General features: G+C 36.3%; 23 protein-coding genes. 12 read left to right on the top strand and 11 right to left on the bottom strand.

Annotated elements, in window-relative coordinates; translation table 11 throughout:
- The first annotated feature begins 80 nt into the window (after window positions 1–80).
- Genes SOLCA_RS08885 through SOLCA_RS08870 form a run of 4 tightly spaced genes read left to right on the top strand, consistent with a single transcriptional unit; the run spans window position 81 to window position 5493 of the window.
- Window positions 81–767, top strand: a complete 687-nt coding sequence (locus SOLCA_RS08885; RefSeq protein ID WP_014680110.1) for an HhH-GPD family protein — start codon at window positions 81–83, stop codon at window positions 765–767.
- 31 nt (window positions 768–798) lie between these two features.
- Window positions 799–2037 (top strand): DNA cytosine methyltransferase, encoded by a 1239-nt coding sequence (locus tag SOLCA_RS08880; RefSeq protein WP_217166194.1) that lies wholly within the window; start codon window positions 799–801, stop codon window positions 2035–2037.
- Complete coding sequence (locus SOLCA_RS08875) at window positions 2030–4582, top strand: ATP-binding protein (RefSeq protein WP_014680108.1); 2553 nt, start codon at window positions 2030–2032, stop codon at window positions 4580–4582. The genes SOLCA_RS08880 and SOLCA_RS08875 overlap by 8 nt, the downstream gene beginning before the upstream one ends.
- Entirely contained in the window at window positions 4579–5493 is a 915-nt protein-coding gene (locus SOLCA_RS08870) for a response regulator (RefSeq protein WP_014680107.1), read from the top strand. Before SOLCA_RS08875 ends, SOLCA_RS08870 begins: the two co-directional genes overlap by 4 nt.
- Window positions 5494–5515: 22 nt before the next feature.
- Here the strand turns inward: SOLCA_RS08870 and SOLCA_RS08865 are convergent, their stop codons facing one another.
- The 3 genes from SOLCA_RS08865 to map all read right to left on the bottom strand — a co-directional run bounded on the left by SOLCA_RS08865 (window position 5516) and on the right by map (window position 8678).
- Entirely contained in the window at window positions 5516–7204 is a 1689-nt protein-coding gene (locus SOLCA_RS08865; protein ID WP_014680106.1) for a hypothetical protein, read from the bottom strand.
- A 315-nt stretch (window positions 7205–7519) separates the two neighbouring features.
- Window positions 7520–7900 (bottom strand): VOC family protein, encoded by a 381-nt coding sequence (locus tag SOLCA_RS08860; protein ID WP_014680105.1) that lies wholly within the window; start codon window positions 7898–7900, stop codon window positions 7520–7522.
- Between the two features lie 13 nt (window positions 7901–7913).
- Entirely contained in the window at window positions 7914–8678 is a 765-nt protein-coding gene (gene map, locus SOLCA_RS08855) for a type I methionyl aminopeptidase (RefSeq protein WP_014680104.1), read from the bottom strand.
- Between the two features lie 104 nt (window positions 8679–8782).
- Between map and SOLCA_RS08850 the strand changes: the two genes are divergently transcribed.
- The gene (locus SOLCA_RS08850) at window positions 8783–10711 is read left to right on the top strand and encodes an AAA domain-containing protein (protein WP_014680103.1); all 1929 of its coding nucleotides are present in this window, start codon (window positions 8783–8785) and stop codon (window positions 10709–10711) included.
- 194 nt (window positions 10712–10905) lie between these two features.
- Here SOLCA_RS08850 and SOLCA_RS08845 read toward each other — a convergent pair whose 3' ends face one another.
- The 4 genes from SOLCA_RS08845 to rpe all read right to left on the bottom strand — a co-directional run bounded on the left by SOLCA_RS08845 (window position 10906) and on the right by rpe (window position 15251).
- The gene (locus tag SOLCA_RS08845) at window positions 10906–11871 is read right to left on the bottom strand and encodes a Fic family protein (RefSeq protein ID WP_014680102.1); all 966 of its coding nucleotides are present in this window, start codon (window positions 11869–11871) and stop codon (window positions 10906–10908) included.
- Between the two features lie 207 nt (window positions 11872–12078).
- Complete coding sequence (locus SOLCA_RS08840; protein WP_014680101.1) at window positions 12079–13029, bottom strand: D-2-hydroxyacid dehydrogenase; 951 nt, start codon at window positions 13027–13029, stop codon at window positions 12079–12081.
- A gap of 38 nt (window positions 13030–13067) precedes the next feature.
- On the bottom strand, window positions 13068–14135 hold the full coding sequence (gene serC / locus SOLCA_RS08835) for a 3-phosphoserine/phosphohydroxythreonine transaminase (RefSeq protein WP_014680100.1): 1068 nt from the start codon (window positions 14133–14135) through the stop codon (window positions 13068–13070).
- A 444-nt stretch (window positions 14136–14579) separates the two neighbouring features.
- The gene (gene rpe, locus SOLCA_RS08830) at window positions 14580–15251 is read right to left on the bottom strand and encodes a ribulose-phosphate 3-epimerase (RefSeq protein WP_014680099.1); all 672 of its coding nucleotides are present in this window, start codon (window positions 15249–15251) and stop codon (window positions 14580–14582) included.
- 167 nt (window positions 15252–15418) lie between these two features.
- Between rpe and SOLCA_RS08825 the strand changes: the two genes are divergently transcribed.
- Window positions 15419–15973, top strand: a complete 555-nt coding sequence (locus SOLCA_RS08825) for a YceI family protein (RefSeq protein WP_014680098.1) — start codon at window positions 15419–15421, stop codon at window positions 15971–15973.
- Window positions 15974–16272: 299 nt separating this feature from the next.
- Here SOLCA_RS08825 and pnp read toward each other — a convergent pair whose 3' ends face one another.
- The 3 genes from pnp to SOLCA_RS08810 form a co-directional block, all read right to left on the bottom strand.
- A complete protein-coding gene (pnp, locus tag SOLCA_RS08820; protein ID WP_014680097.1) occupies window positions 16273–18441 on the bottom strand; it encodes a polyribonucleotide nucleotidyltransferase in 2169 nt (722 codons plus the stop codon).
- A gap of 208 nt (window positions 18442–18649) precedes the next feature.
- The gene (rpsO, locus tag SOLCA_RS08815) at window positions 18650–18919 is read right to left on the bottom strand and encodes a 30S ribosomal protein S15 (RefSeq protein ID WP_014680096.1); all 270 of its coding nucleotides are present in this window, start codon (window positions 18917–18919) and stop codon (window positions 18650–18652) included.
- Window positions 18920–19020: 101 nt separating this feature from the next.
- Window positions 19021–19491 carry a hypothetical protein gene (locus SOLCA_RS08810; protein WP_014680095.1) on the bottom strand — a complete coding sequence of 157 codons (471 nt, stop codon included), beginning with the start codon at window positions 19489–19491 and terminating at the stop codon, window positions 19021–19023.
- 181 nt (window positions 19492–19672) lie between these two features.
- On the opposite strand from SOLCA_RS08810, the gene SOLCA_RS08805 reads away from it, so the two are divergent.
- Entirely contained in the window at window positions 19673–20203 is a 531-nt protein-coding gene (locus SOLCA_RS08805) for a hypothetical protein (RefSeq protein WP_014680094.1), read from the top strand.
- An 80-nt stretch (window positions 20204–20283) separates the two neighbouring features.
- Window positions 20284–20703: an acyl-CoA thioesterase gene (locus SOLCA_RS08800; RefSeq protein WP_014680093.1), complete on the top strand. Its 420-nt coding sequence runs from the start codon at window positions 20284–20286 to the stop codon at window positions 20701–20703.
- 252 nt (window positions 20704–20955) lie between these two features.
- On the opposite strand, the gene SOLCA_RS08795 is transcribed toward SOLCA_RS08800, so the two are convergent.
- Window positions 20956–21939 (bottom strand): D-alanine--D-alanine ligase, encoded by a 984-nt coding sequence (locus SOLCA_RS08795; RefSeq protein ID WP_014680092.1) that lies wholly within the window; start codon window positions 21937–21939, stop codon window positions 20956–20958.
- Window positions 21940–22138: 199 nt separating this feature from the next.
- Here SOLCA_RS08795 and SOLCA_RS08790 point away from each other — a divergent pair, with 199 nt between their 5' ends.
- The 4 genes from SOLCA_RS08790 to SOLCA_RS08775 all read left to right on the top strand — a co-directional run bounded on the left by SOLCA_RS08790 (window position 22139) and on the right by SOLCA_RS08775 (window position 26653).
- On the top strand, window positions 22139–22909 hold the full coding sequence (locus SOLCA_RS08790) for a PASTA domain-containing protein (protein WP_014680091.1): 771 nt from the start codon (window positions 22139–22141) through the stop codon (window positions 22907–22909).
- Between the two features lie 4 nt (window positions 22910–22913).
- Window positions 22914–23213: a rhodanese-like domain-containing protein gene (locus SOLCA_RS08785; protein WP_014680090.1), complete on the top strand. Its 300-nt coding sequence runs from the start codon at window positions 22914–22916 to the stop codon at window positions 23211–23213.
- Between the two features lie 48 nt (window positions 23214–23261).
- A complete protein-coding gene (gene mltG / locus SOLCA_RS08780; protein ID WP_245536767.1) occupies window positions 23262–24290 on the top strand; it encodes an endolytic transglycosylase MltG in 1029 nt (342 codons plus the stop codon).
- 98 nt (window positions 24291–24388) lie between these two features.
- Window positions 24389–26653, top strand: coding sequence for a S9 family peptidase (locus SOLCA_RS08775; RefSeq protein WP_014680088.1), 2265 nt, complete (start codon window positions 24389–24391; stop codon window positions 26651–26653).
- Window positions 26654–26667: the final 14 nt, after the last annotated feature.

The following is a 26667-nucleotide window of genomic DNA, read 5'->3' as shown; positions in this document are numbered from 1 at the left end:
ATCTTTAATCTTAAAGTCAAACTTAGGTTCGAGCACAATGAATATCCTTAGAGAATTAAATTGATATTTTGGAATTATTCATGATAAAGGTCGATGGACGTAAAAGAATAGTTAAAGCCCGGATTATTTTATTTCAGGATAAAATGTTAGGTTGGTTTGGTGTTTTTGGTCGCCATCATCTACCATGGAGGCAAGAAGGACTAAGTTCTTATGAAATAGTTATAGCAGAAGTATTATTACAGAGAACCAAAGCCGAAACAGTTGAAAAATTCCATGCATTATTTCTTGAAACATTCCCAAGTTGGGAAGCAATCGCAAAAGCTGACAATAGTTTTATTGAACAGCAACTTCAGCCAGTTGGACTATATCGTCAGCGTGCTAAACGGCTTAAAGATTTAGCACTTGAAATGGTTGGCAGAGAAGGACGTTTTCCTTCGGATCGGAAATCACTGGAACAAATACCTTTTTTAGGACAATACATTGTAAACGCCATAGAACTTCAACTATTCAACAAGCCAAGGCCATTAATAGATGTGAACATGACACGGGTATTGGAACGTTATTTTGAAGAACGACAGTTGGCTGATATACGATGCGATCCTTATTTACAAAGTTTGGCATTTAGAGTTATAAACCACCCAAGATCAAAAGAAATCAATTGGGCTATACTGGATTTTGCAGCTAGTATTTGCAAAGCTCGTGTACCTTTATGCACGTCCTGTTTGTTGGCGGATACTTGCACCTTTTATAAAAAAAACTTATTTTAGGCCCGTTTATACCATAATATTATATCTAACTATGATGCCATCTTTTTCCTACATAGATTTATTCGCAGGATGCGGAGGGTTATCACTTGGCCTACATAACGCTGGTTGGAAAGGTCTTTTCGCCATTGAAAAAAGTCCTGATGCATTTAAAACACTAGAGTACAATTTAATTGAAAATAAGAACCATTTTGATTGGCCATCTTGGCTACCCAAAAATGAATTAGAAATAGATAAAGTATTAAAAGAATATAAAGATGAACTAATAAATTTAAGAGACAGGGTAGATATGGTGGCTGGAGGTCCTCCCTGCCAGGGATTTTCAATGGCAGGAAGACGTAAAGAAGATGATGTCAGGAATGGATTGATTCGATCTTATCTTAAATTTATTATGTACACTCGGCCTAAAATTATTTTTTTTGAAAATGTAAAAGGTTTTACACTTCAGTTTAAAAAAAATAAAACATCTGTTAATGAAATTCGGTCAAAAAAGAAAGCTTATTCAGAACTTGTGGTCGGTGTCTTGACACGTTTGGGTTATAACGTAAAGGGGCAAATGATAGATTTTTCAAACTATGGAATTCCTCAAAAAAGAACGCGATTTATATTAGTTGGAATTAGAAATGATGTTGCCGAGAAAAAGAAATTAGACGCCACTTATTTCTTTAAAAAAATTACTCAAAATAAAAAGCAGTTTTTATTCAGCAAAGACCTTCCTCAAAATCCAAAATTAATAGATGCAATTTCTGATCTACTCAAAAGCAATGGGTTAGAACAAACTCCAGATAGAGGCAAGAAATTCTTTAGTGGTAAGTATATAAAACCACAGTCTCCTTATCAACATTTTTTAAGAAATGGGTGTAGTGATGCTATTCCTAATAGTCATAGTTTTCCTAACCATAGACCAGATGTTGAACAGAAATTTGCTTTTTATTTGAAGGCTCCCAAAGGAAAAAATTTGGATACTAAAATTAAAGAGCAAATGAATATTAATAAGCATGTTATTATTCCTTTAGCGTCAAAAAAAGTTGCGCCTACCATTACTACTTTACCCGACGATTATATTCATTATTCAGAGCCGCGTATTCTAACAGTAAGGGAATATGCTCGTATACAAAGCTTTCCGGATTGGTATCATTTCCAAGGAAAGTACACTACAGGAGGGAAAAGACGAGTTCAGGAAGTCCCTCGTTACACACAAATCGGTAATGCTATTCCTCCGTTGTTTGGGGAACAAGCCGGTATTGTATTAAACAAGATAATTAATGACTAAAGAATTTATTTCTTTTGATGTAAAGACAGGGATGAAAAATATTATCGGTAGAGATTTAATTACCGATGATTTTATTGCTATTTATGAACTTGTAAAAAATTCTTACGATGCCCATGCAACGAACGTAACGTTAACCTTCAAAAGCGATGAGGTAATAATTGCAGATAACGGCAAGGGCATGTCTAAGAAGGATTTAAAAAATAAATGGTTTGCTGTCGCTTATTCTGCTAAGAAGGATGGTTCAGAAGACCTCGAAGAAAATGAAAACGAAGCTGAAACCTCGAAACGAGGCCGCCATTTAAATAATTTAAAGTCGAAAAGATTTTACGCTGGGGCCAAAGGAGTTGGCCGTTTTTCATGCGATAGGTTAGGAAGCCAACTTGAACTTATCACTCGTAAGGATGGAGAAAGTGCAGTTTATTCGATTGATGTGAATTGGGATCAATTCGATGTTGATGCAAGACAGAGCTTTGGCGATATTCAAATCCCTTTAGATGGGTACACTGGAAAAATTGAGTTCCCCAATAATAAACCTCATGGAACTTTTCTGAGAATTAGTAACCTTAACTCCATCTGGACAGAAGGAAAATTAGTAGAACTTAAAAGGTCGCTGGAGAAACTTATCAACCCATTTTCAAAAGGAGAAGACTTCGAAATTGAAATTATTGCGGAAGAGTTTTTAGAACGTGATGCCGATAGACCAGATGCTCAAAAGATTAATGGAGCAATTCATAACAGCATATTGAAGGTTCTCGATATAAAAACTACGCAAGTAAATGTCGAGGTCAAAGACAATAAAATCACTACCAAATTATTTGACCGAGGAAGTTTAATCTACTATATAGAAGAACCTAATAAGCACAAAAAACTTATTGACGATCTTGATATTGGTCTTTACTTTCTTAACAGGAGTGCTAAAGTTAATTTTGGCAAAATAATGGACATTGAACCTGTTAACTATGGTAATGTATTCTTATTTAAAAATGGCTTTAGAGTACAACCTTATGGTAATGCAGGGGATGACAGTTGGGGCTTGGATAAAAATAAACAACAAGGATTTGGTCGAAATTTAGGTACAAGGGAGCTTTTTGGAAGTGTAGAGCTGATAACAGAAGCATTCAATGAATTTAGAGAGGTTTCAAGTAGAGATGGCGGTCTGGTAGAAACATTAGGCAAAAAGGTGCTTTTTGAGTTGTTTGAAGAAAAAGCATTGAAACGTTTGGAACGCTATGTAACAGGCGTCCTTTGGGGAGAAGCTTTCCGTAGAAGGAATTATTTTATAAGTGATGAAATCGCATACGAAATAAGGGAAAATCTGAAAGGAGATAAAGACAAAGATACGTACGAAGATGTTACTGCGAATGTAGGAAGTAAAATAGATTTCGTGAACCTGATTAAATCTTTATCAGATGATAAGAACATCAGGATTATATCCTATGATAAAAAACTTGTCGATTTTGTGAATGAACAACTTGATATTGTTCAACCAAAGTTTATTCAAGATCTTGAGAAAATTGCCGAGAAAACAAGCGACCCCGATTTACTCAACCAGGTTAAGCTAACAGAAGAGAATTTTAATAACATACTTAAAGAAAAAGAAAAAGCGGAAAGGCGTGAGCAAGAAGAGCGACAAAGAAGAATAGAGGCAGAAGAAAAAGCTAAAGAAGAAGAAAAAAAGAGACTGGAAGCCGAGAAGAAACACCAGCAAGAAGAGGAGCGAAGACGCAAGGCAGAATTGGCGACTGAACGTAAAGAGAAAGAACGATTACAAGCTGAATTAGATAAGTTAAAAGCACAAGAACAGACCCGCAAAGAAGAAGAAGCTCGTAAACAAGCAGAAAAAATTGCCGATAATCAAAAGCGGCAATTAGAGAGATTTCGGTCTGCCGAAACTGTAACATACAAAGACCTTCGGGATTCTAACCATATTATTGGTGTGTATGCAGACGATATTTCAAAAAAAATAAAGCTATTTAAAACTAAGCTTGACAAAAATCCAAACATGAAGAAAGAAGATATTCTTTCTATGCTGCAAGGAATAAGCTTGGCCAACGAAAAAATAAATACGATCACTAAGTTCACGACCAAATCCAACTTCTTACAGGCTCAGCTTTCAACTGAAGAAGATATTGTGAAGTACATGAAGAACTATATAGACAATATATATTCTGTACTACATAAGGACATGAAAATTGAAGTTATTGATAATGGGGTAGAGTTCGTTAGGGACTTTCAACCCATTGAATTATCTGTAGTGTTGGATAATATATTGGGTAATTCCAGGAAAAAAGACGCCTCCAAAAGTATTTTCGAATTTTCTAAAAAAGGACGCAACATTATTTTATCAATAAAAGATGTTGGTAAGGTGCTGGATAGTAATATGGATGAGGAATTGATTTTTGAAGAAGGAGTAACATCTACAAAAGGAGCTGGCCTTGGGCTAAGCCATGTTAAGCGTATTCTTGAAAAAGATTTTAATGCATCTATTGTATATAACCCAACTTACAAAAAAGGTTTTGAGTTAATTATCGAGTTTAAACAATGAAACTAAACTATTACATTCTTTGGGTAGAAGACGATAATTCATGGTATGAAACAACTACCGAATTATTCAGGGAAACTGTTGAGGGCCATGGATTTAATCCAATAATTAAAAGGAAGAAAACGCTTGATGAAGTGATCCAGGAACTTGTTGACGATGGGTTAAAGAAATATGATATTTTCCTGATTGATTTCAATTTAAGAAACTCTGCAGATGGCAGTTCTATTATTGATTTTTTACGGGAGAAAAATATATATACGGACATCATCTTCTATTCGAGCGATAAGCAAACCATTATAGAATCGATTAAAGAAAGAGAACTTGAAGGTGTTTATCATTCTGACAGGAAAGAGATTGAAGATAAATTTGAAAAAGTATTTCTTACCACCATCAAGAAAATTGAAGAAATCAATTCAATGCGTGGCTTAATTGTAGGTGAAACGTCTGATCTTGATGAAATGATTGAAGAAAGACTACAACAATGCACGGAATTAGATATTGCTAAAGCCTTTGATATTGATAAATTTTTCAATGAACAGATTTTAGAGAAAGAACAAGGAAAATGTAAATGGTTGAAGGCAGAATATGAAAAGGGAGGGATAACCGCTATTCTACCTCGACTTGATGCAATAAGAAAATTGGAACTACTAAGAGGAATTTTGAAAAAAAACAAAGAGAAACATCAGTATATTCCAAGCTTTATTAAGGTCAATGCTCCATATCAGTCAGAAGTGATCGATGTGAGAAACAAGTTTGCTCATTCTAAGGTTATAATAAATGGAGATGGCAAAGAGTTTTTAAAAGCTCAGATTGGTGATAATCATTTTGAATTTAATGAAGAATCCTTCAAAGAAATAAGGATAAACTTAAAGAAACATCGCGATTCTTTGATGGAATTGAAGGAATGCTTATGATATGAGATAAGTAAGATAGAATCTATTTTTTGTGCGATAGTTTAACATCCCCCAGATCGATCTCAAGTTCGCCAGGTTTTTCTTTCTTTCCTTCCATTGAACTTCTAAATTCTGGTCGGAAAGCTTTAATCTTAACATACATTTCCCTTATTGGATCATCGAACATGGTCTTAATCTTTGCGTTACTTTCAATTAATTGGTACCAGGAACTCCATGCTACGGTGTTGTCCAATTCTACACCCGTAAAATTGATTTGATTTCTTGAGAGAATAAACACACAGATTTCGTTTATCTTCACAGGTTTGACAAGCTCCTTATCGATCTGTAAAGAATTTAATATTGTTTGCTCCGTATTAGCAGCTATCCACTGTCTTATTTTAGAAATCCACTCATTCGCTTTAGGAAATAAATTGGTAATGCGACTAAATCTCTCCTTCATAGAATGAGCATAAGGGTCTTGCCATTTTAATTGGAACAAGCCTAATGTTCCAGTTTGCTTATCAAAAACAATGGCATCAATATCTGTTTTGATTCCTTCAAATGATATCTTAATCTCTCTCTGGATTTTCACGATCTGTTCTTGTGGAAAGAATAGGAACAGTTCTTTTCTAAACCTGTTTTCCCTATTGTTCAATGCCTTGTCATAATCCTTCTTATACTTACGTTTTAATTCCCGGTTAAGGATAGAAAAAGGATTAGCAAAACAGCCAGCAATTGATCTCATTAATAATTGGCCACCTACTTCTACAAAAATAGGCGGTGGAGTAGCGGGGTATTCCAGGTAGTAATCGTAATTCTCTTTGGTTAATGTGATTGTTTCAAAAATTTGCTGCACCACTGCAGTATCCCATCCTAAGTAGTTAGCATAGTCGTTTATAGCTCTTGCTTTAGTCTGTGTATAGGTCAATAGATTTTCAAGATTCACCTTGTTATTCCTTTGCTTTACCATAAAGCAAGCCTCAGAATGTTTAATACCAACTCCAATAATCAGCTCAACAACATCAATATATTTACTGTATTCTATTCCACCAAAAATGTCCTTATTATCAAAATCATCATATCCTTGCATCATCAATAGCCTGTAATGCCCTTCTTCATTATAATAGTCGTCTATCTCAGGAGTAGTATCATAACTTATTAATTGTCCTAAAGGATTTAAGATTAGCTTTTCGAACTCTGATTTTATTTTCTTTTCATCAAAAGGCTTCGCTTTTCTTCTTTCATCAACAATTTTGTTAACTATTTCTATTTTATAAAACTCTGCACTTTCCCTATCATATTGCTCAATGCCAGTAAATTCATTGGAATAAGAAAAGGTGAAACTATTTTCTGCATGTTTGTCGATTATTAGTAGCCCGGCCTTTTCATATGAAATCAGTTGCCTGCATAGTTCTATTTTTCCAGAAAAAATTAGATTGGAAATCGTCCACTGGATTAGATCATCTGTCATTACTTGGAATGGTAAATGAGTCTCTATATTAATATCGTCGTAATAGGGCTTTAAAAGTCGAGGCCAGCCAAAACTTATCAATTCTTGGATGTGCTCTATTTGCCCAGCGGAAAGCTCATTTAAACTAGGAGGGAAAGGTAAGAGATTGTCTATACAACGAATAATGTTTTGGATCACATGGTAGCTTGGACCAACATATGTCTTGCCAATTATCTTACTCTTTTCGTTTAATATAAAAGATAATTCTTCTGACGGAGTCATACATAGCACAATTTATATATTGCGACCTTCGTGTAATCTATGATTGTAAATGTAGATTTTTTAATTGCCGTAAAGTACAAATTTCTTGCATAAAACCACGGTAATTTAACTATTGGATTATGTAAAAAAACACAGTTAAAATGTTGAACGGAAAATTGATTATAATAATTCCACTCAAAGCTTATTTTATATAAATTCCTATAATTGATATTATGTTAAATAGAATATTTCAATTATCCCCTTTACCTCGAATTTGACCTTAAACACAACAGCCTGACTCATTAGAACCAGGCTGCCTTCAATCATATAAATAATTTAAACTTGCGTAATCTGAATCAGGTTACCACATGTATCATCAAACACGGCTATTTTAACGGGACCCATAACTGTTGGGGTTTTCGTGAAGTTAACACCGAGTTTTGTTAAGCGATCGAATTCCTGATCAACATCCTCAACAAAAAATGTGGTACACGGAATATTTTGCTGTACAAGCGATTGCTGATATGTTGAGGCTGTCGGATTTTCGTTGGGTTCTAATAAAAGTTCAACATGATCATTATCTGGTTCGGTAACAGTTAACCATTTAAATTTTCCGAGCGGAATTTCATGCTTCTTTACAAAGCCTAAAATTTCAGTGTAAAATTTAAGCGCTTTATCCTGATCGTCTACAAACACACTTGTTATTTTAATCTTCATTGCTGTTAGCTCGTTAATTCCAGATCTCGTTTGCTTCCGTCAAAATAACTGGTTTTCCATCGGTTACAATGATTGTATGCTCATGTTGAGCCACAAAACCTCCTTTATTACCTAACAAAGTCCAGCCGTCTTCTTGTTCCTCTGCATAAGTTGAATCGGTGGCAATAAATGTTTCAACAGCTATTACAGAATTTTTGCGAAAACGAGCCTTATTTTCGCGATCACAATAATTGGCAATTTCATGTGGATCTTCGTGTAAACTACGACCAACACCATGTCCGGTAAGATTTTTAATTACCTTATAGCCACGTTTTTTGGCTTCTGTTTCGATCAGTAACCCAATATCCGATATTTTTACGCCACCTTTTATTTGTTGAATAGCTTTTAGCAAGATCTCTTTAGATGCTTTTACCAAAGGCTCATAATTGTTAATATCTTCCCCAAGCACAAATGAACCACCATTATCAGCCCAAAAACCATCTAATTCTGCCGAAACGTCAATATTTATAAGGTCTCCATTCTTTAAAATGGTTGTTTCTGAAGGAATTCCATGTGCAATTTCATTGTTAATGCTGATACAGGTCCACCCCGGAAAATCATAAGTTAATTTTGGTGCCGACTTAGCTCCCAATTGCTCCAGCAACTGCCCTCCATATTCGTCCAACTCTTTGGTAGTCATACCTGGTTTTGCGTATTCACGCATCGCTTTTAAGGTTGTTGCAACAGCTTCGCTGATCTTTTTCATTCCTAAAAGATCATTATCTGATGATATAGACATGTTTATATATTTAGCGGTTTTATCGTTCAAAACTAATTAATTGCTCTCCTTTCTCAAACCAAATGGTCATCTTTGCACTTTATTATAAAAATAACCCATATTAAATGACTGCTGCTGAAGAGTTAAAGCATTTACGGAAAATACTTAAGATCGAGAAAGAGGAAGATTTACAACAATACCGGAAGTTTGTTGTTGAATCCGAAATCAGTGAGCGTGTAAAAAATGGCAGCAGCTGGTACCCGGTTAAAATTACCCAAACAGGTTATGGTCGCGGTGAACAGGTTTTTGTTGAACTAGAGCGAACCAATTCCAAAAATAGCGATCACCAGTTACAAACAGGAAAACGGGCTTCATTGTTTTGTAATACCAACAATCAGGCTTCTAAATTGCGTGTTGAAGGTGTTATTGGAACAGCCTTGAAAGATCGTTTACGGTTATATTTAAACGCAGATGAGCTTCCGGAATGGATTAATGATGGTAAAATCGGTATTGATCTGTTGTTTGACGAAACGTCTTATAAAGAAATGGATGATACGCTTCGTATTGTTGCCGAAGCACAAAATAATCGATTGGCAGAGTTAAGGGAAATTTTGTTAGGCCACTCCCCTGCCAGTTTCTCTGCCGATTTTTATACATCTGAAAGTCAGCAGTTAAATACTTCTCAAAATTCGGCAGTTCATAACATTCTTAATGCTAATGATGTCGCCATTGTACATGGGCCACCGGGAACTGGAAAAACTACCACCTTTGTGGAAGCAATTAAGCAAGTTACCCTAAAAGAGAAACAAGTATTGGTAACAGCGCCGAGTAACACAGCTGTAGACTTGCTATGTGAGCGTTTATCTGCTCAGGGTTTAAATGTTGTTCGTATCGGACATCCGGCGCGTGTAGGAGATCACCTGGCTGATTTGGTGATTGATAATAAGATCAGTCAGCATGAATATTTTAACGATATAAAAAGCATCCGTAAGAAGGCCGAAGAATTTAGAAATATGGCCTTTAAGTACAAGCGGAACTTTGGAAAAGAAGAAAGCCGGCAGCGACAGCTATTGTTTAATGAGGCTCGTTCATTAAAGCAAGAAGCGATCAAGCTGGAAGACTATATTGTCAGTGATATACTTTCAGAAGCACAAGTAATTGCTTGTACATTAGTGGGTTCGAATAATTCAGTATTACGGGATCGTCAGTTTAAAACTGTTTTCATTGATGAAGCGGCTCAGGCTTTAGAACCGGCATGCTGGATTCCTATCATGAAAGCGCAACGAGTGATCATGGCGGGCGACCATTGTCAGTTACCTCCTACTGTAAAATCTTATGAGGCTGGTAAGCAAGGACTAAATGTAACGCTATTTGAAAAGGTAATCGAACGACAAAAGGTTGATACCTTACTGGAGGTTCAGTACCGAATGAACAAAGCGATTATGGAATTTTCGAATCAGCAGTTTTATCGCGGTAAACTGACTGCCTTTGAAACTGTAGCGAACCGAAAACTGGTGAAGGAAGACGAAAATCCATTATTATTTATTGACACAGCAGGTTGTGGCTTTAATGAGCGTACAGAAAACGGGCGAAGTGCCAGCAATCCGGAAGAAGGAAATCTGTTGATGAATTATCTGAATGATTATTTACAGCAGTTAACCAACTATGATAATGAAGTTATGGATAAAATTCGTCGTGTAGGCGTTATTTCTCCCTATAAGGCACAAGTAAGTTTCTTAACAGAGCAATTAGAAAATTTTGAAACGCTGGCCTCTTTAGGCAAAAAAATCAGCTTCAATACTGTGGACGGCTTCCAGGGACAAGAATGTGATTTAATAGCAATTAGCCTGGTAAGAAGTAATGAGAAAAATGAAATCGGCTTTTTAGCAGATACCCGACGGATGAATGTAGCTATTACCCGTGCAAAGAAGAAACTTTTGATTATCGGTGATAGCGCTACATTATCGTCTCATCCATTTTATGCCAGTTTCTTAGATCATGTTCAAAATAACAGTGCATACCAAAGTGCCTGGGAATTAAGTTATTTGGGATAGCAGTTAGCTATTGGTAGTTGGCTTTTAGCTTTCTGAAAAAAGAAAAGTTAACTTGGTTAAGTGTTAGTCATTTGACAAGTAGCTTTTGGCCCGGTTATCTAAAAACACACGACTAACTGTTATTAACAGTTAGTCGTGTAAAATATCCAATTAAGAAATTGCTAAATGCTAAAAGCTAATGGCTAATAGCTAAATCAATCCGGAAAGTATTTATAGATCGTTAAACGTTTATCCCCGGTTTTTTCAATTATTTTTTCTGCTACAGCATCTTTAAGATCTCTGCTTGCTGTAGCAGATGAAATCGTTTTGAAATACCGCATATATTCCTGTCTGCTGAAATTGTTCAGGCCTATATCATTTTTATACAATTGAATTCTATCTTTTCCTGTTAAGCTTATGTTTTGAGATTGTAGTAATTCTTCCAAAGCCTGCTTTATTATGTTTAGCATAAACTCAATAAATGGAGTTGAATGTCCTAAGGAATCAGATAATGCAAGTGCTTTATAATAGCTCTTCTGTTCCTTTTTAATTAATGTTTCAATGGGTAAAAATTCAAAAACGGGATATTTATCTTTCAGAATAACAGGTTGCCATAATTGTCCCATTCTGCCATTACCATCCATAAAAGGATGGATAAACTCAAACTCATAATGAAACACACAACTTTTTATCAATAACAAATCGGAATCATTTTTTAAATAAGCAAGGAGGTTGTTTAACAGAGACTCTACCATGCTATGTGGCGGAGCGATATGCTTAATTGACTCTCCATGAGCTATACCTACTTGTTGAGTACGGAGCTTCCCTGGATTTTTTACCAATTCAGTCATTAAAATTTTATGAGCTTTACATAATGACGCTAATTTATATGGTTCATACTCATTTAACAGCTCATAGGCTTTAATGGCGTTCTTTACTTCCAGAATATCTTTTTCAGGAGCTAGAATTCTTTTACCCTCTAAAAGAGCAGTTATTTGTGCCGTGCTTAGTGTATTTCCTTCGATCTCTAAAGAAGATTGTATTGTTTTTATTCTGTTTTTTTTTCGTAATTCCGTAGGTGCTTTTTGAAGATTAGCAGATTTAATTTCGCCCAATTTTTCGAAAATTGAAGCGGTCTGTTCTAATATAAGTGAAGTTATTGAATAAGGAGGTTTTAACATGATAGTATCATATGATACTATCAAATGTATAAAAATAATCCGCAACAAAGGTATCTTCAACCATATTCAGATTACCTTACCTGCAATAATAGGCATTAACGGCAAGCTATTAGCTAAAAAACTAAATGCTAATAGCTAATAACCAACAAAGCCGCAAAAGAGCTAAAAACTTAGCATCTTTGCGGCTTTGCGTGCTATTTAAATCTTTTATTTCTTAAAGAAATCAATAATTAAGTTTGCTAGTTCAGTCCCGATTCGCTCTTGAGCCTCGTTGGTTGAAGCGCCAATGTGTGGAGTTAATGAAATTTTAGGATGTTTTAACAGAGCCTCTAATGGTTTAGGCTCATTTTCAAAAACATCTAAACCAGCAAATGCAATTTTACCACTATTTAACGCAGCTAATAATGCATTTTCATCGATAACACCTCCACGAGAAGCATTTACGATAAAAGCACCGTCTTTTAATAGTGCAAACTCAGTGGCTCCAATTTCAGGTTTGTCAACCGCAGGAGTATGTACCGAGATGAAATCACTGTTTTTCAATAATTCATCTTTGGTAGCAACCTTTACATACAGCTTCACCTTTGAAGCACCCATAAATGAAAGTTCTACTTCAGGGTTAAATTCGTATAGATCATACGCTAAAACCTCCATACCAAGTCCTAAGGCAATTTTAGCTACTTCGCGACCAATACGGCCAAAACCAAGAATACCAATGGTTTTACCGCGTAATTCAATCCCTTTAGTATATGCTTTTTTAAGGTCGTTAAATTTTTCTGCACCTTCTACAGGCATTTTACGGTTCGCATCTTGTAAAAAACGAACACCGGTAAATAAGTGAGCAAATACTAATTCAGCTACAGAAAGCGATGAGGAAGCAGGAGTATTTACAACTGCTAATCCTTTACTTTTAGCGTAATCAACATCGATATTATCCATACCAACACCTCCCCTTCCAATCAATTTGAGGTTTGGACAAGCATCGATCAACTCTTTACGAACTTTAGTTGCCGAACGAACGGTGATCGCATCATACTCATTTAAGCGGGAAGCTAACTGATCTTGCGGAATGTTTTGTGTATCTACCGTAAAACCGGCTCTTTCTAATAATGCTTTACCAACCGGATCAATACCGTCGTTTGCTAATATTTTAGCCATAAAAAAACTTTTATCTATAATTAAGAATGGTCAACAAACTATTTTTTTAATTGTTCGAAAGCTTGCATGGTGCTTACCAGGTGATCAACACTTGATTGAGGTAATGCATTGTAAATAGATGCACGGAAACCACCCACGCTTCTATGACCCTTTAAGCCAACGATATCTGCTTTCTTAGCAAAATCCAGGAATTCTTTTTCAATCTCAGGATTGTCCATCACAAAGCAAACATTCATACGTGAACGATCTTCAACCGCACAAGTACCTTTAAACAACGGATTACGATCGATCTCAGCGTACAAGGTAGCTGCTTTTTTGTTATTGATCTTTTCCATTGCAGCAACACCGCCCTGCTCTTTTACCCAACGAAGTGTAAGCATCGAAACGTAAAGGGCAAAAACCGGAGGTGTATTGTACATTGAACCATTATCAATATGTAACTGATAATTGAACATGGAAGGAATTTTACGGTCTACTTTGCCTAACAAGTCTTTTCTAACAATTGCTAAAGCGACACCTGCAGGACCCATATTTTTCTGAGCACCAGCATAGATCAAACCGAATTTATTTGCGTCAAAAACACGACTGAAAATGTCTGATGACATATCACTTACCAATGGCACCGGAGATTCAGGGAACTCATGTAATTGTGTTCCGTAAATGGTGTTATTAGAAGTAACGTGAAAATAGTTAGCATCAGCAGGAATTGTATAATCCTTAGGAATAAACGTATAGTTTGATTCTTTTGAAGATGCTACAACGTTCACATTTCCAAAGAATTTTGCTTCCTTAATCGCTTTGCTTGCCCAAGTTCCTGAATCTAAATAAGCTGCAGTCTCTCCCTCGCCTAAAAGATTGTATGGAACCATCGCAAACTGGGTACTAGCACCACCGTGTAAAAAAGTGATCGCATAATCGTCATTAAGGCTCAATAACTCTTTAACTAAACTACAAGCTTCGGAGACAACGGATTCAAAGTCGGCAGTACGATGGGAGATCTCCAAAATGGATAATCCGCTGTTATTAAAATTTAAAACGGCCTCTGCGGCTTGTTTTAATACTTCCTGGGGTAAAATACCAGGTCCGGCTCCGAAATTGTGTTTCATGTATACAGTTATAATTATCTACAAAAATGGTAGTTTTATAGTTTGTTATTTTAATAATTGTGAACTTTTGTTGTCAAATTTATTATTTATAAACCAAAATGTTAAAAAAAGTTTAAATTAATAGTGTTTATTGCACACTACGAAATTAAAGAAAATAAGGTTTTGGTTGATTTATAAATGATACAAAGTAAGACTACTTCCCAGTTTTGAAAGTGCAAAAATACTATTTAGGAATGAAGTATTTAAATTCCGTGTCCATCAATTCCGATGGCTAAAGACTATAAAAGTGATAGTTTTTGTATTTTAAATGATCTATATCATAGATAATCAGATTATTATACTGTTTTTATTTTTTGTTTTTTGATGGTGTCAAAACAATAAAATGCATAAAAAAAGTCCATCTACTATTAAGAAGATGGACTTTTTACTATAAGCAAAAAGTACTTATGCCTGTATTGCTTCAATATTTAATTTTTTAAGCTCAGCTATTTCGGCGATTGGATCTTCCGCAGAAAACACTGCGTTTCCGGCAACTAAAGCATCTGCTCCTGCTTTTAATAATGCTAATGCATTGTGTTTGTTTACACCACCGTCAACCTCAATAATAACTTCTGCATTTCTCTTTGCACATAACTCACGCAAAGCCTTAATCTTATTATAAGTATTCTCAATGAATTTTTGTCCGCCAAAGCCCGGGTTTACAGACATGATCAATACTAAATCCACATCTTCCAAAATATCTTCAAGCACACTTACCGGAGTATGAGGGTTAAGTGCTACACCTGCCTTCATTCCCAATTCTTTAATTTTAGCAATTGTACGATGTAAATGAGTACAAGCTTCGTAGTGTACAGTAAGGATCTTCGCCCCTACCTTCTTGAAATCTTCAAGGTAACGATCCGGATCCACGATCATTAAGTGCACATCCAAAGGTTTTTTAGCATGATGGTTAATAGCTGCTACAACCGGAAATCCGAATGAAATGTTCGGAACAAAAACTCCGTCCATAACATCTACGTGTAACCAATCTGCCGAACTTTCATTTAACATTTCTACATCATCCTGCAGGTTGGCAAAATCAGCTGACAGAACAGAAGGGGCAATTATATGTTTCATATCGTTTTTTTAACAGATGTAATCATCCCATGGATAATTGATTTTTACATCTGCCGCAAAAATACTTAATGCTAACGTTATATGCTAAGAAAGTGCTAAATTTGATCATGTAAAATATTTACATACCTATTTAAAACATTCTGCCATAATTTAACGTATTGTATAGTATGAAGCTCTTATCTACACTATTGTTATGCTTATGCATTACTGTGGGAAGTAATGCACAAACGCTATATGCCTCTAAAAATGTAGCGATCTCATTTATTTCAAATGCACCTCTGGAAGACATCGAAGCTTCTTCTAAAATGGGTGTGGGTGTGTTAAATTTTGAAAAAGGTGAGTTTGTGTTTGAGGTGGCTGTAAGAACCTTTCGGTTTGACATTTCATTGATGCAGGAGCATTTTAATGAAAACTACCTTGACAGCGACCGGTTTCCTAAAGCTTCTTTTCGTGGGAAATTCAAGGATTCAATCGATTTAACAAAAGATGGTGTTTATCCCATAGTTGTGGAGGGAAAACTATCAGTTAGGGGAATTGAAAAACCTAGGGTTATTCCCGGAACACTGGTAGTTAAAAACGGAATGGTAAGCCTGAATGCTGATTTTACTATCGACTGTGAAGATCATAACATCAAAATCCCTAAAATCGTAGAAGAGAAAATAGCAGATACTGTTAAAGTGAGAGTAAACGGCGACTTTAGTTTGTACTTTGCTAAGAACTAATAAAAGGCTCTGCAACTATACTATTCTTCTCTCCTTTTTAACTGAAAAACATTTTTCTCGTAAGTCCTTAACGCATTGATGATTTTTGCCGGGTTCTTCCATTCAAACAGGTGGATAAACCATATGATAAAACGAAATATTTCTTTGGCTAATTTTTCCAAGCTCCTTGATTACTTCGTCTATTGTTTTTTGCAATCATGTAGATATATGTCTACTCTTGGTGATAGCTAACATACCTAATCCCATAGAAACAAAAAAACCGGCATAAAGCCGGTTTTAATAGGATTAGAAACAAATTATTATTGTTTGTTTTCTTCTTTCTTTTCTTGTGCAGGACGCTCCGGACGAGGAAGCAACACTTTGCGTGAAAGTTTCAATTTACCTGTTTTCTTATCGATATCAAGTAATTTAACTTTGATTGTCTCGCCAATTTCTAAAACCCCATCCATTGTCTCAAAACGCTTCCAGTCGATTTCAGAAATGTGTAATAAACCATCTTTACCAGGCAAAATCTCTACAAACGCACCAAAAGGTTGAATGTTTTTAACTGTACCTTCGTAAACTTCACCAATTTCAGGAACAGTAGTAATACCTTTGATCCTTGCCATTGCTTTGTCTACACTTTCTTTCTCTGTACCAAAGATTTGAACTTTACCAAATTCACCAACTTCTTCGATATTGATATCTGCTCCGGTTTCGCGTTGCATTTCCTGGATAACTTTACCACCTGGGCCAATTACTGCACCGATAAATTCACGAGGAATTAATATCTCAACAATGCGTGGTGCATGTGGTTTGTAATCTTCACGTGGTTCAGAAAGTGTTTTCGCCATTTCACCAAGGATGTGTAAACGTCCCTGACGAGCCTGCTCTAATGCTTGCGTTAAAGTTTCGTATGATAAACCATCAATCTTAATGTCCATTTGGCAACCGGTAATACCTTTAGTAGTTCCGGTAACTTTAAAGTCCATATCTCCTAAATGATCTTCATCACCTAAGATGTCTGAAAGAATGGCATATTTATCTCCTTCAGAAATTAAACCCATCGCAATACCTGAAACAGGAGCTTTAAGTTTAATACCTGCATCCATCAATGCTAATGCACCCGCACAAACGGTAGCCATTGATGAAGAACCGTTTGACTCCAAAATATCAGAAACAACACGGATGGTATATGGATTTTCGCCTTCGATTGGTAAAACTTGTTTCAATGAACGCATTGCAAGGTTACCGTGACCAATTTCACGACGACCAGGACCGCGGTTAGGGCGAACTTCACCTGTTGAGAAACCTGGGAAGTTATAGTGCAATAAGAATTTGTTATATCCGAAGAATAATGCTCCGTCGATCATTTGCTCATCATCTTTTGCACCTAAGGTAACAGTAGTTAATGATTGAGTTTCACCACGAGTAAATACTGCCGAACCATGTGCAGAAGGTAAATAGTTAACTTCCGACCAGATTGGACGAATTTGGGTAACAGTACGACCATCTAAACGAATACCTTCGTTTAAGATCATGTTACGCATTGCCTCTTTTTCGATATCGTGGTAGTAACGTTTAATAAGCATTAACGTTACATCATCAATACCTTCTTCACCTTTTTCTAACGTTACTTTCTCAATAAATGCATCACGAACAGCTTTGAAAGCTTCGCCACGCTCATCTTTGTTTCCACCAGATTTAGCAACATTGTAAATCGCTGCGTAAAGTTCTTCTCTGATACGGTTTTTAAGATCAGCATCATTTTCTTCGTGGTTGTATTCGCGTTTTGGTTTGTTTCCGGTCAATTCGCGTAATTCCAACTGTGCATTGATCTGAACTTTGATAGCCTCGTGACCAACTTTAATGGCCTCAATCATATCTTGTTCTGAACATTCTTTCATCTCCCCTTCCATCATTACGATGTCTTTAGCAGAACCAGCAAGCATGATATCCATATCAGCTTGTTCAAGTTCTTTAATTCCAGGGTTAACCACATATTTACCGTCAATACGTGCAACACGTACTTCAGAGATAGGGCCATTGAAAGGAATATCACTGATCGTTAAAGCAGCAGATGCAGCTAAAGCAGCTAATGCATCAGGAGCGATATCTTTATCAGCAGAAATTAAGCTGATCATTACTTGTGTATCAGCGTGATAATCATCAGGGAATAAAGGACGAAGTGCACGGTCAACCAAACGGCTGATTAGTACTTCATAGTCAGAAAGTTTTGCTTCACGACGTAAAAAGCCACCAGGAATACGTCCGGCAGCGGCATATTTTTCTTGATAATCTACAGACAGGGGTAAAAAGTCAGTTCCCGGTTTAGCTTCTTTTGCCGAAACGACAGTAGCTAGTAACATGGTGTTTCCCATTTTTACTACTACGCTACCATCAGCTTGTTTCGCCAGCTTTCCGGTTTCGATTGATATCAGTCTTCCATCGCCGATATCAAACGTTTTAGTAATTCCAATTTGCGACATATATTTTTTTCTACAACTTATTTGCGACTAAAAATAAGTAAAACTTCAATACTTATTCGCTTAGTCGCGATTTTATATTTAGGACTTTTATCGTTCTAATGATTTGCTATAACGCTTTGTTTTTCTGGGGGTTAATGCGCTATATGTAAACAGAAGGTAAAAGTAAAAGAGCCGTTGGTATAAACTAACGGCTCTTTTTTTGAAAAAACTATCTTCTTAAATCTAGTTCTTTGATAATTGCACGGTAACGAGCAATGTCTTTCTTCATTAGATAATCTAATTGTGAACGACGTTTACCAACTAGTTTCTGAACGGCTAATTGAGTGCCAAAGTCTTTTTTGTTTTTCTTCAAGTGCTCAGTCAAATGTTTGATGCGGTGCGTAAACAACGCGATCTGACCTTCTGCTGAACCAGTGTTAGTTTCACTCTGGCCGTGTTTCTTAAAGATTTCTTTCTTTACTTCTGAACTTAAATACATTCTTGAATAGTATTAAAGCGTTAAACAAATAATTAATTGAGGTGCAAAGATAGAACTTATCCAACTAAATTTAAAATACTTACTTAAATAAAGTTTCTATTCTATTTTACCAATGGAATAGAACCGGCCAGATCATACCGGGCAATAGCATCTAGTTTATTTTCTGTTTGGAAATATTTGGCCACTACTTTACCCGGTAACTGTTTCTGAAATTTTTTAATGTATTTGTTTTCTAGGGACAATTGTTGTTTCTGAATGCTTTGAAATTGACGAACTAAAGCATTTGCCTGTTCATCGGTAATACTGTCATAAACCTTCGCATAGTCTTCAATTAGTTTAATGCTTTTATCGTTTAATCCTGCTTTGGCTGCTTGATATTCTTTATATAATGGCCAAAATTTTTCAGATTGATCGTCACTTAGATTCATTACTTGCGTAACTACATCTTGCTTCATGGTTTGCAACGCACTTCGTGTTAGTTCAAGTTCAGATTTTGAATCTTGGGCATTTGCCTTTTGTAAAATTAAAACACTAAAAAATAGTGGTAGTAATAAGAGAGCTGTCTTTTTCATAATAAGAGTTTATTTAACACCTTTAATCTAGTTAAATTTTTCTAAAAAATTGTCTTTCAATGAATTGAATTTCTGTTATAATGCGATGGACTTTCTTCACAGAAACTATTTTTAAAATTTAGGATTAGCATGCAACCTTTGGTGTTGTTTTTGGCATCTATTAGGTATAAAATGTAGAGTTATGAATAAAGCATTTCTATTAGGATTAATGATCGTTGCTCTTGGCCTTACCAAAGTAAATGCACAAGTGTCTGTGAATGTTAACATTGGAACACCACCTATGTGGGCTCCTTATGGTTATAGTGAGGTTAGGTATTATTATTTACCGGATGTAGCCTGTTATTATGATGTGTATGAATCTCGCTTTATCTACAACAATGGGCATGCCTGGGTAAGAGTTTCCTCATTGCCTTCGCGTTACAGAGGTTATGATTTGTATTCGGGTTATAAGGTTGTTTTGGATTATGGAGGCCCTTCTCCTTATCTGCATTTCTCTATGCACAGAGAAAGATATCCGAGAGGATATTGTGGAACTCGCCAGATAACTTACCGTGAGTACCATCGTCATGAGGATTATTACAGAAGAGTTCCTCCTGGTCATTGGAAAAATGGTAAATGGAAAGAATACAAGCATCGCGACAGGGATAGAGATAGAGATTGGGATGATGACGATGATCATCACCACCACCGCGGACATGGAAGACACCATTAAAATGTAATAAAATAGGAAAGCCGGATTTGTATCCGGCTTTTTTCATTTAGTTTTGCAGCTGTCAATTAGATTTATCGATCATGAGTGAAAAAAAATATTCTGTCTTTGAAAGCGAGTTACAGGTTCGTCCAGACGATATAGATATGAACAATCATGTCCATAACAGTAAATATTTTGATTATGTATTGGCCGCTCGGTATGACCAAATGGAGCGTTTTTATAAAATGCCAATGGAAGAGTTTCTGGCACTGAATTATGGCTGGGTAATAAATACGGCTTTTGTTGAGTATAAACGACCTTTATTACTAGGTGATCGCTTTACGGTAAAGACCTGGATTATGAGCGTTGCTAAAAAAGATCTGAAAGTTGGCTTTGAAATCCATCGAAACAAAACCGGAAAATTATGCAGTAACGGTTGGTTTGATTATACAATGGTGAATACCAAAACAGGACGTTCAGAAGCTATTCCAGAATGGATTATTGAAAAGTATAGTATTTAATTCGGTTACGGGTTACGGGTTACGGGTTACGGGTTACGGGTTACGGGTTACGGGTTACGGGTTACGGGTTACGGGTTACGGGTTACGGGTTACGGGTTACGGGTTACGGGTTACGGGTTACGGATAAATTTTTGACCCATCAATTTCGGAATAAAATCCGATTACTTAAAAAATAATAGCTAATTAATAAACAATATAAGAACCCGTAATTCGCAACCCGCAACTCGTAATTAAACAACCCGCAACTCATAATTACCTAACGGCCTCTTCAATCAGCGACGAATAAAAATCACTTATATTCCAACCCATTGCTGCAACCTGCTGCGGAATAAGGCTGGTTTCGGTTTGTCCGGGAACGGTATTTACTTCTAAGAAATAAAACTTGTTGGTGCCTTCCTGTAAGAAAAAATCAATACGAACTACTCCCCTACAGTTTAATGCCAGGTACGAGCGTTTCAGATTCAGATGAACCGTTTTTAATAGTTCAGGATCAATATCTGCCGGTGTAATTTCTTCTGTAAGGCCTGGAGTATATTTTGCTTCAAAATCGAAGAATTCTTTTGAGCTCTTAATTTCAGTAACAGGAAGTACAGTTACCTCATTGTTGCGTTTTACAACTCCACAGGTAAATTCACGACCTTTGATAAATTCCTCTACCAAAACCTGCTTGTCTTCTTTAAAGGCACGTTCAATCGCTTCTTTTAATTCTCCTGCTTCTTTAACTTTTGAAGTACCTAAACTTGAGCCACCATTATTTGGTTTTACAAAAACAGGCAAGGTTAGTTTAGCAAGAATTTCTGCTTCAGTAACAGGCTGACCTTCAAATAACGGCATCGACTTGGCTACATTTACCCCAGCTGCCGCAATTACACAGTTCGTATAACTCTTATTAAACGTTAAAGCGGATGTAAAGCTATCACAAGTGGTATAAGGTATACCTAACATTTCAAAATAACCTTGTAACATTCCATCTTCTCCAGGCGTACCATGGATGGCAATGAAAACGCAGTCAAATTTTACTTTTTGATTTTCAAGGTTCAATGAAAAATCGTTTCTGTCGATCTCATTCACTTTACCGGAAGCATCAGTATACGACCAACTATCACGGGTGATAATGATCTTATAAACGGTGTATTTATCAGCAGGTATACTTTTTTCAATTTGTGCAGCTGATTTTAAAGAAACTACTGATTCTCCGGAGTATCCTCCGGCCAATAAAGCGATATTTTTTTTCATTTGTATGTTCCGTTTTTGGCCCGAGCAAATATAAACAGATGTAGATAGTTTAGGGAGAATAGTTGATAGTATTTTTAATCATTATTAATATACGTGTAACTTAATTTTATCGTTTTGAGTTCAAGTATCTTACGATCGATACACTTTAATTTTATAAAACTTTAATTAAGTTTGAAGTCAGATAGAACCACAAAAACACATGCTTAAAAAACTATTCGCTTTTATCCTTACACCTGAATTTCGTAAAAATTTAATATTCGCAGTTTTACTGGTGCTATTTTTGGTTTTTGCCACTATTTTTTCACTCAGAACATTTACTAAACACGGAGAAAGTTTAACACTTCCTGTGTTAACTGGTATGACAGTAGATCAGGCGCAGGAATTAGTTGCCTCAGGTAATATTACATTTAAAGTTGATACGGTTTATATTGAGGGAAAAACTCCCGGAACAATTGTACAGCAAGATCCGGATGCTAAAACAGAAGTTAAAGAAGGACGAACGGTATATTTGCTAATCCAGTCGTTAACCCCTCCTCAATTAAGATTACCTGATCTTGAAGGTAAAACGTTAACAGAAGCGAAAGCCATTATTAATAGTTATGGATTAAAATTGGGTGACCAAACGTATAAACCGGATATTGCAAAAGATGTGGTTTTAGCCGTAACCTATAAAGGCATGTCAATAAATCCAGGTACCGGCTTGTTAAGAGGTTCAACGATTGGTTTGGTTTTAGGTGATGGTTTTGGTGCTGCTGAAATTAAAATTCCTGATTTAACGGGTTTAACCTTGCAAGAAGCAATTTTTGCCATTCGTGGTAGTTCGTTGTTCTTAGGAAAAGTGATCTATGAAGGAGAAATTTCAGATTCAACACAAGCAAAAGTATTTAAACAAGATCCTCCATATATTGAAGGTGATACAACAACGATCACTCAGGGTTCAATGATCAATATTTTTATTCGTCAGCAATAATAAAATGGATATCAGTGCAGTTGAATTGACGGAAAGGTTAAAAAACAAAGAACAGCTAACAATTATTGACGTTAGGGATAAACTGGAGTTTGCTACCTTCAATTTAGGAGGTTTACACATTCCTCTCGGACGCCTTTCCATTGAAGCTGAAGAACTGGATATGGAAAAGGATGAAGAACTGATTGTGATCTGCGCGCATGGTATCAGAAGTAAAACGGCTGTTGATGTGCTTAAACAATCGGGCTTTTCCAATGTTCGTAATCTAAAAGGTGGAATTTTGGCTTACAGGAAATTAAATAGTTAAGCTGAGCCTGTTAAATGAATTTATAGTAAAATCAATTATAAACAAGAATTGAAAAAGATAATTTTATCAGTGTTAGCAGTTGTACTGTTGGCAGCATTGGGAGTAGGTTTTTTCTTTTATATTAAATTGTTGAAGCCGAATACCGGAAAGTTTGAAGAAAAAGCATATCTCTATATTCCTACCGGTGGAACATTTAAAAATGTAATCGATAGTCTGGAGAAAAATCAATTACTTAATAATATTGAAAGCTTTAAATGGAGCGCAGACTTTATGAAATATAACGATAGCAATATTAAAGCTGGTCGTTATCGTATTAATAAAGGCATGAACAACCGTGCCATTGTTAATCGTTTAAAGTCTGGAACTCAAGAAGCCGTTCGCTTAACTTTTAATAATATCAGAACGAAGGCGCAGTTTGCAGGTTATATTGGTCGAAAATTGGAAATTGATTCTGTTAAGTTTCTGGAATTGTTAAATGATGAGCAATTCGTTGGAAAGTTTGGTTTTAATACCGAAACTGTTTTCACGGTTTTCATCCCTAATACTTATGAACTGTTCTGGAACACTAATCAGCAGAAGTTTTTCAGCAGAATGTATGATGAGCATCAGAAATTCTGGACAGCAGACCGTAAAAAGAAAGCTGAAGAATTAGGAATGAGTCCGGAGAAAGTAAGCACTTTAGCTTCAATAGTTTATTGGGAAACCAAAAAGCCGGATGAAATGCCTGTTGTAGCAGGGGTTTATTTAAATCGACTGAACAAGGGCATGAAACTGGAAGCTGACCCAACGGTTATTTTTGCCGAAGGCGATTTCTCTATTAAAAGAGTTCGTGGAAAGATGATGTCAAACCCGTCTCCTTATAATACGTATGTGCATACCGGTTTGCCTCCAGGGCCCATCTCAATGCCATCTGTAACAGCTATTGACGCGGTATTGAATCACCAAAAACATGATTATTTGTATTTCTGTGCCAAAGATGACTTTTCTGGTTATCACGCCTTTGCCGAAACGTTAGCACAACATTTGGCAAATGCGAAAAGATTCCAAAAAGCATTAAATGAGCGTGGGATTAATTAATAGACAAGTTATTTTAGTTATTTGCAATGCAGCCTTATCTACGTAAGTGCTGCATTGTTTGTAATAACTATAGCTGATACTATCCTAAATCTTAAACTATGAAGTTGATTTCACCCAAATTATTTATTGCAGTTTTGGCTGTAATAGGTTGTTGCGTAAGTGTTGAAGCTCAGCCTTTGCCAGAACACCTGCGTTTAAAACAAAACTTAAACCTCACTCCTGTCGACCCTGAAGCAATGAACTTCAGCAGTATTGTGTGGAACAAAGACGGACATTTGTTTACCAATATGGAGCCTTCCGGTGCTGGTTTTGAGATCGCACAGTATGACCCATCGGCTAATTTTGCACGAAAGGTATTAGTGTCATCAAATGATCTTACTCCACAAGGGGCACAACCATTAGAGGTTGAATCCTATACCTGGTATCCGGCAAAACAGCAGATGCTACTTTTTACCAACTCAAAAAAGGTTTGGCGGGCTAATACAAGAGGTGATTTTTGGGTGCTTAATGTGACAACAAAGAAATTAGTGCAATTAGGAAAAGGTTTGCCTTCTTCTTCATTACAGTTTGCGAAAATATCAGATGACGGTACTAAAGCGGCCTATGTAAGCAAACACAATATTTATGTGGAAGATTTGCAAAGCGGAAATAGAAAGCAATTAACAACAGATGGAACCGACAGAATAATCAACGGTACTTTTGATTGGGTGTATGAAGAAGAGCTGTTTTGTCGTGACGGATTCCGTTGGAGTCCCGACAGTAAATCGATTGCTTACTGGCAGGTTGATGCTTCAAAAATTGGCAATTTCCTGATGATTAATAATACGGACTCTATTTATTCGAGAATAACCCCTGTTGAATATCCAAAAGTTGGTTATAATCCATCTAATGTTAGAGTCGGAGTTGTTGATGTTAATTCAGCTTCAACTAAATGGATGAATATACCGGGAGATCCAATTAAAAACTATATCACTCGTTTAGACTGGGCCGGAAACAACAACGAGCTAATGGTTCAACAATTAAATCGTAAACAGGATACCTGCAGATTGTTTATGGTAAATGTTCAGACTGGCTTAGGTAAGAAAATTTACCAGGAGAGTGATGCTGCATGGATTGATTTGAGCTATTTCTGGCAATATGACAGACCGGGATGGGATTGGATCAATGGTGGAAAGGAATTTTTATGGACATCTGAAAAAGACGGATGGAAACATGTATTTCGTTTAAACCGTGATGGATCAAATGAACGTTTGATTTCAAAAGGAAATTACGACGTGATGGATGTTGCCGGCATTGATGAGAAAAAAGGTGTATTGTATTTTTACGGCTCACAAAAGAATGCCACCCAACAATATTTGTATTCGGTATCGTTAGATGGAAAAGGAACACTTGTGCAATTATCACCGGCGGTACAATCTGGTACTCATACTTACAACCTCTCTCCCGACGCACTGTATGGTGTTCATCGTTTTTCCAATCACACCACAGCTCCACAAGAAGAGTTTGTTGTTCTTGCCGGACACAAACAATTGAGATCTGGTGCAAGCTTTGAATTAACACCTGACCAGATAAAGCAATATTTGCCGAATCCGCAAAGTTTCTTCCATGTAACTACAGTAGATGGTGTTACCATTGATGGATGGATGATTAAGCCGGCAAATTTTGATGAAACTAAAAAATACCCTGTTTTGTTCGATATCTACGGTGAACCTGCAGCGGCTACTGTTAAAGATCAGTTTGCTCCCAACGGTTGGCATCAGCAATTGGCAAGTATGGGTTATGTGATCATTTCTTTAGATAATCGTGGTACACCTGTTGCCAAAGGACGTAAGTGGCGCAAAGCAGTTTTTAAGAATATTGGCATTCTTAATGTGCGCGACCAAGCAATGGCTGCCAAAGAAATTCTGAAATGGAAATGGGTGGATAGCGATCGTATTGCAGTTTGGGGATGGAGTGGCGGTGGCTCATCAACTCAAAACCTGATGTTCAAATATTCTGATATTTACAAAACTGGAATGGCTGTTGCCGGAGTTGCTAACCTACTTACCTATGATAATGTTTACGAAGAACGTTACATGGGACTGATTCCTGAAAGTGCTAATGCTTATAAAGAAGGTTCGTCGATTAATTATGTGGATGGATTAAAAGGTAATTTACTGTTAATTCATGGCACTGGTGATGACAACGTTCATTATCAAAACCACGAAATGCTGGTAAATGCGTTGATTAAAGCTAAAAAGCCATTCAGTATGATGGCTTATCCTAATCGTACACATTCAATAAACGAAGGAGAAGGAACAACAGAGCATTTATATCAGCTGTTGACCAATTTTCTTGTACAACATTGTCCGCCAAATAAATAAAAAAGAAAAAAAGC

Source organism: Solitalea canadensis DSM 3403 (assembly GCF_000242635.2).
Classification (GTDB): Bacteria; Bacteroidota; Bacteroidia; order Sphingobacteriales; family Sphingobacteriaceae; genus Solitalea; species Solitalea canadensis.
The sequence above is the reverse complement of the archived record's forward strand: the minus strand, read 5'-3'. Positions and strand labels throughout refer to the sequence as shown.

Excerpts from the sequence above, each read along its gene's own strand:
- SOLCA_RS08865 (WP_014680106.1), bottom strand. The coding sequence starts at position 7,204 with ATGACTCCGTCAGAAGAATTATCTTTTATATTAAACGAAAAGAGTAAG.
- SOLCA_RS08800 (WP_014680093.1), top strand. The coding sequence starts at position 20,284 with ATGAGTGAAAAAAAATATTCTGTCTTTGAAAGCGAGTTACAGGTTCGT.
- SOLCA_RS08870 (WP_014680107.1), top strand. The coding sequence starts at position 4,579 with ATGAAACTAAACTATTACATTCTTTGGGTAGAAGACGATAATTCATGG.
- pnp (WP_014680097.1), bottom strand. The coding sequence starts at position 18,441 with ATGTCGCAAATTGGAATTACTAAAACGTTTGATATCGGCGATGGAAGA.
- serC (WP_014680100.1), bottom strand. The coding sequence starts at position 14,135 with ATGAAACACAATTTCGGAGCCGGACCTGGTATTTTACCCCAGGAAGTA.
- SOLCA_RS08790 (WP_014680091.1), top strand. The coding sequence starts at position 22,139 with ATGCTTAAAAAACTATTCGCTTTTATCCTTACACCTGAATTTCGTAAA.
- SOLCA_RS08805 (WP_014680094.1), top strand. The coding sequence starts at position 19,673 with ATGAATAAAGCATTTCTATTAGGATTAATGATCGTTGCTCTTGGCCTT.
- rpsO (WP_014680096.1), bottom strand. The coding sequence starts at position 18,919 with ATGTATTTAAGTTCAGAAGTAAAGAAAGAAATCTTTAAGAAACACGGC.
- SOLCA_RS08775 (WP_014680088.1), top strand. The coding sequence starts at position 24,389 with ATGAAGTTGATTTCACCCAAATTATTTATTGCAGTTTTGGCTGTAATA.
- SOLCA_RS08850 (WP_014680103.1), top strand. The coding sequence starts at position 8,783 with ATGACTGCTGCTGAAGAGTTAAAGCATTTACGGAAAATACTTAAGATC.
- SOLCA_RS08860 (WP_014680105.1), bottom strand. The coding sequence starts at position 7,900 with ATGAAGATTAAAATAACAAGTGTGTTTGTAGACGATCAGGATAAAGCG.
- rpe (WP_014680099.1), bottom strand. The coding sequence starts at position 15,251 with ATGAAACATATAATTGCCCCTTCTGTTCTGTCAGCTGATTTTGCCAAC.
- SOLCA_RS08810 (WP_014680095.1), bottom strand. The coding sequence starts at position 19,491 with ATGAAAAAGACAGCTCTCTTATTACTACCACTATTTTTTAGTGTTTTA.
- SOLCA_RS08880 (WP_217166194.1), top strand. The coding sequence starts at position 799 with ATGATGCCATCTTTTTCCTACATAGATTTATTCGCAGGATGCGGAGGG.
- SOLCA_RS08885 (WP_014680110.1), top strand. The coding sequence starts at position 81 with ATGATAAAGGTCGATGGACGTAAAAGAATAGTTAAAGCCCGGATTATT.
- SOLCA_RS08840 (WP_014680101.1), bottom strand. The coding sequence starts at position 13,029 with ATGGCTAAAATATTAGCAAACGACGGTATTGATCCGGTTGGTAAAGCA.
- SOLCA_RS08795 (WP_014680092.1), bottom strand. The coding sequence starts at position 21,939 with ATGAAAAAAAATATCGCTTTATTGGCCGGAGGATACTCCGGAGAATCA.
- SOLCA_RS08875 (WP_014680108.1), top strand. The coding sequence starts at position 2,030 with ATGACTAAAGAATTTATTTCTTTTGATGTAAAGACAGGGATGAAAAAT.
- SOLCA_RS08825 (WP_014680098.1), top strand. The coding sequence starts at position 15,419 with ATGAAGCTCTTATCTACACTATTGTTATGCTTATGCATTACTGTGGGA.
- SOLCA_RS08785 (WP_014680090.1), top strand. The coding sequence starts at position 22,914 with ATGGATATCAGTGCAGTTGAATTGACGGAAAGGTTAAAAAACAAAGAA.
- SOLCA_RS08845 (WP_014680102.1), bottom strand. The coding sequence starts at position 11,871 with ATGTTAAAACCTCCTTATTCAATAACTTCACTTATATTAGAACAGACC.
- map (WP_014680104.1), bottom strand. The coding sequence starts at position 8,678 with ATGTCTATATCATCAGATAATGATCTTTTAGGAATGAAAAAGATCAGC.